General features: G+C 65.2%; 3 protein-coding genes. 2 read left to right on the top strand and 1 reads right to left on the bottom strand.

Annotated elements, in window-relative coordinates; genetic code table 11:
* Positions 1 to 3,761: hypothetical protein (locus OXU50_02685; GenBank protein MDD9868790.1), on the bottom strand; the 3,761-nt coding region annotated here is incomplete at its 3' end.
* Here OXU50_02685 and OXU50_02680 point away from each other — a divergent pair.
* Both OXU50_02680 and OXU50_02675 read left to right on the top strand, forming a co-directional pair.
* The gene (locus OXU50_02680) at positions 3,738 to 4,196 is read left to right on the top strand and encodes a hypothetical protein (protein MDD9868789.1); all 459 of its coding nucleotides are present in this window, start codon (positions 3,738 to 3,740) and stop codon (positions 4,194 to 4,196) included. The two genes, OXU50_02685 and OXU50_02680, sit on opposite strands and share 24 nt — an antisense overlap.
* Before the next feature lie 33 nt (positions 4,197 to 4,229).
* On the top strand, positions 4,230 to 4,642 hold a 413-nt coding region (locus tag OXU50_02675; GenBank protein ID MDD9868788.1), incomplete at its 3' end, for a hypothetical protein.

Below are 4,642 nucleotides of genomic sequence, written 5' to 3'. Positions count from 1 at the left end.
GTCAATACGCCCGTCGTCGCGGCGGCGTCCAGGCCGGGCGGCGACACAATGTCATAATCAGCGGCGTCGCCGACAACCGAAAACGGCACTTCCACCGGCGCCGTCCTGACCGCCTGAAAGAAGCTCACCCTGAAAAACGCCGTCGCGCCTTCAATGACGCGGGGCGTAAAGGCGGCGATTCTCACCCGGATTGTGTCATCGGCGTTGTCGGCGATGGTTACCGCACCCAGCCGCCCGGCGCCGGGCGCCGCCATCACAACGCCGCCGCCGGCGCCGACCTGCGCGCCGTCCCGCAATGCAAGGGTGATGGTTTCCGCGCCCTCGTTGAGTCTGTCGGCCATGACCCGCACCCCGACCTCGGCGGTGGTCGCGCCGGCGGCAATGGACACCGTCGCCGGCAGCGCGGCGTAGTCCACGCCGGGCGACGCACTGCCGCCGGTCGTGAACGGCACGGTGATTCCGCCCGCCGAGCCTTGCGGCGCGCCGTCCAGATAAATGGTGAAAGTCGCCATTGCCGAGCCGCCCACATCGCCTTGCGGCTCGGTAACGGCCGCGCCTTCGACGCGGTAGGTGATGGCGTCGCTCGGCGGCACGATGACTTCGGCGGACGGAACCGCAATCGCCGTGCCGCTGACGCCGCCGCCCATGACATCGCTGAGCGTCAGCGACAAACGCTCCGAACCCTCGTTCAGGCCGTCGTCGTTGACCATGACCTCCACCGTTTGCGGCGTCTGCCAGTTGGCCGGCGTGAACATCAAAACACCGCTCGTGGCGTTGCCGACACCGACAACCTCGTATTCCGACGCCGACAAATCATCGCTGCCGCCGCTCCAGGTCACCGTCGTCGGCGCCGTCGGCGCCTCGCCTTCCAGCGCAATCGTGAAGGTCGCCGTCGTGCCCTCGGACACCTGCACACCGGGCGCGGCGGCATCGGCGTCCTCCGACTCGTCCGCGCGCACCCTGTACACACGCGGCGCCTTGAACACCGTGACCGTCACCTCCGGCAAATCGCTCAACGCGGCCCGGCCGCCGCCGGCGCCAACCACCGGCGCGCCGAGGGCGACCGTCAATGTCTCATCCGGGTCCGTCGTCGCCGCATCGCCCGTCAACTGAAGGGTTATCGCGCCGGTCGTCTCAAACGCATTGAAAACCAGGCGCCCGTTGTTGAGCGGCGCCGTCATGTCCATGTAGTCCGCCGTCTCCACTTCGCCGCCTATGCTGTACGGAACCTCTATCACGCTGCGCGAGCCGCTGGCGGCGCCGCTCAATGTGACAACAAATACCGCCCTGCTGCCGCGCGCAGAAGTCTCAGGCGGTGCAATGCCGACGACAATGTCGTCGTCGTCCGCCAGATCAACTTCCCACGACACGGCGCCCGAAGACGCAATGCCGCCAAAATCGGATGCAGTGATGCCGGACACATCATCCGTCATCGTTATCGTGATGGTGCGGGTGGCCTCGTTGACATCGTTGTCATGGCCGCCCGCCATGACGGTTACCGTGCCGGTGCTCGCCAGGCGCCCCGGCGACGGCACAATCGCAACCGCGCCGCTCGTGCCGGACGGCGAAACCGTGCAGTGAACCGATGCGCCGTCCACACAGCCGCCGACGCGGTAGCCCAGCGCAAGACGGTCAAGCGCCTGCGGCAATTCCGCGCCCTCAACAATGAAATCCACCAGCGCCGTCGCCGCGCCGCCCGCGCCGCCTTCGGCAAAGCCGTCCTCGTCGGTGCGCGCAATGCGCCGCGTCACGCGGTCGGTGTCGTTAATCACCACGACAACCGAGGAACTCGCCTCGGCCCTCGTTATGCCGACGCCGCTGTCGCCGATGGTGCCGCCCGACACCGCGCCGAGAACAAGGCGGAATGATTCCGCGCCCTCCAGATCATCATCGTCGTTCGCGGCGAAGGTCACCGTCGTCGCGCGGTAGGACGGCGCGCCAACGGTGACCGTGTCGGTCGTCACACCGGCGCCGCCGACGGCATAATCTGCAACACCGGCGTGGCCGGATACCGTCTCCGCCGCCGTGGTTACCTGATAGCCCACCGTGATGTCCGACACCGGCGGGCCGCCTGAAACACGAACCACAAGCGATGCAAGCCCGCCTTCATTCACACTTGAATCGCCGTCAACCGATACCGTCATCTCCTCCTGCACCGTTACCCGAACCACATCCGCATTGGATTGCCGCGTTACCGTGTCTGTCACTGTCAGCCGGAGGTAATAATGGCCCGCCGCCGTCGGCGCCGTGAAGGTGGCGGTGGCGGCGGCGGCGTTGGCAATCGGGCCGACGGTGCCGATGGCGGCGGCGGCGGGGTCGTCGCTTGCCACCTGCTGCCACTGATACCGCAGCCGGTCGGTGCCGATAAAGCCGCTGCCGCGCGCGTCATAACTGCCGCCGCCGCCCAGCGCAACCATCACGCCCGCCGTGCTCACCGCCTGGTCGGCGCCGGCGACAGCGGTCGGCGGCGTGGCGTCGTGCGCGGCAATGACGACCTCGTCCGTGCCCGTCAGGCTGAGGCGCCCGGCAACCCTGCTGTCGAAGACGGTCAATGCCAGCGTGAAGCTTTCCGTGGTTCCCGCCGGCAAATCAGGCAGGGTTGCGGTTGCAGTGGCGGTGGCGTTGGCGTGAGGGCCGATGACCACTTCCGGGGTGGGGCCGTTCCCGTCGGGGGGCGGGCTGGTCTGCGTCCAGCGGTAAGTCAGCCCCGTGTCGCCGTCCGGGTCGCTGCCGCTGCCGCGCAGCGTGACGGCGGTTCTCTCCCGCCGCAGGCCAATATCCGCGCCCGCATCGGCCGTCGGCGGCTCGGTGTCGTTCACATGGACGACCAGGATGGTTTGCGCGGAAACATCGGTGTAGCGGTGTTTTTGCGCCGTCACGCCGACGCTGAATTCCAGCGTGCTGCGAACGGGCACATCCGGGGCCCTGAAAGTCGCCATTGAACTGAGGAATCTGTCCGGGCCTCCCTCGCCCACCGTGCGGGTTGTCGCCAGAGAGACGTCGGGGCCTGCAATTTGCATCCAGGTGAAGGTCAGGGTCGTGCCTGCCTCACCATTACGGGCTGTGCTGCCGATTTCAACCTCGGCGTCTTCGCTCACGGTCTGATCGCCGCGGAAAGTCAGCCTCACATTGGGCAGCGGATGGTCGTTTTCGTCAACCGCTACCGTGTGCCGGAGGTTGCCGTTGAAACGGTGGAGACCGGAAACAAATGCCAGCCGGATGGAGAGGGTCTCGTCCATCTCGTCCACATCATCATCCGTGATGCGCAGCGTGACATCCGCGTGCCTCGCGCCGTCCACAAGCCTGAAGGCAAGTTGGCAGGAGACGGCCCCGCAGTGGTCCTGCCTGCGCAGCGTGGCGGCATTCGTAATCGGGGCGGTTGCGACGGTGGTGCCGTCGGCTTTCCCCAGCGTCACGCGCACGGCATCCCATTCCGCCGCGCCCGTAATCCCCAGCCCCAGAATATCCGGCCCGTATGCGCGAGAACCGAGCAGATTGATGCGGAAGGTGAATTCCTCGCCTTCCTCCAACTCCCTGTCCGGCAATGTCGGGGCGTCAATGTGCGCGGTGTAAACGTCGCTTTCGGGGATGGTCATTTGCAACCGGCCAGCCGGGAACGGACGGTCCTCGCCACCGACGGTGTGCGAAGTCAGGCGCATGACGATGGTCTCGCTGTGCTCGGGTATGTTGTCGTCGGTAATCTGCAGACGCACCTGGGCATTGGAGCCGCCGACACGATGAATAATGGTGGCGGATCCCATGCCGGTGTTGCTGTTCCAGGACACGCCGTCTCCCCCAACAACACTGAAATCGGACAATCCGGCGCTGCTGGCGCTTTCAACAAAGCCGAAGTTCACAACCGACGGGCCACCGTCGCTGGAGCCAAGGGAAATAGCGAATCGGGCCACACCCCCTTCGTTTGCTACAGACTGTACAACCTGGGTGCGCGCCTGCGGCGCGCGGTCGCTGGCGACGATTGTAAAGCGGGTCGGCCGGAAGTTGAGGCCTTCCGGCGGTTCGCTACCGGACGACACGTTCACAAGGAAGGTTTGCTCTTCTTCGGCTTCTCTGTCATCCCTCAATCTCAAGAGGGCGCCGCTGTTGAATTCGGCTGCTCCATTGTTTGCGGGAATGAGGAACTCAAAAACGGGCTCCATGGCTGTTCGAGTGTCGCACAGATTGACAAAAAGCTGTGATCCCCGCTCGGGCGGATTCCGGTACTGAAAATCTTGACAGTCCGCAGTGTCCGTGCGTTCATCAAGGAAAACCATCCGGAAACCGGAATGATTGAGAGACGGGGGGTAACGAAGGCTGAACCTGAAGGTGTCGCCCTCTGTCAGCAAACCGTCCTCCCCCAGACGGGCGCCGCCCCTGTCGTTGAAAAACTCGACAGTGGTTTGAGTGGTTTGCGCCGGCGCCGGCGCGGCCAGCGGCAGGCAAAGCAGCAGCAAGGCAAAAATTCGCAATGTCACGCGCATGGAACGACAGTCATCAAATGCAATTATTATTTTCGTTCGCGGCGCCGCCCGACACGGGCCGTGAAGCCGACGGATTATAACCCATCCGCCGCCGTCTGCCTGTTCATCTCCGGGCTGATTGCCTTCGCCCTCGGTTCAATCGGCGCGACCATCGGCATTGGCTC

This window comes from Gammaproteobacteria bacterium (assembly GCA_028817225.1).
Lineage (GTDB): Bacteria > Pseudomonadota > Gammaproteobacteria > Poriferisulfidales > Oxydemutatoraceae > Oxydemutator.
This window is presented reverse-complemented; position numbering and strand designations above follow the sequence as displayed.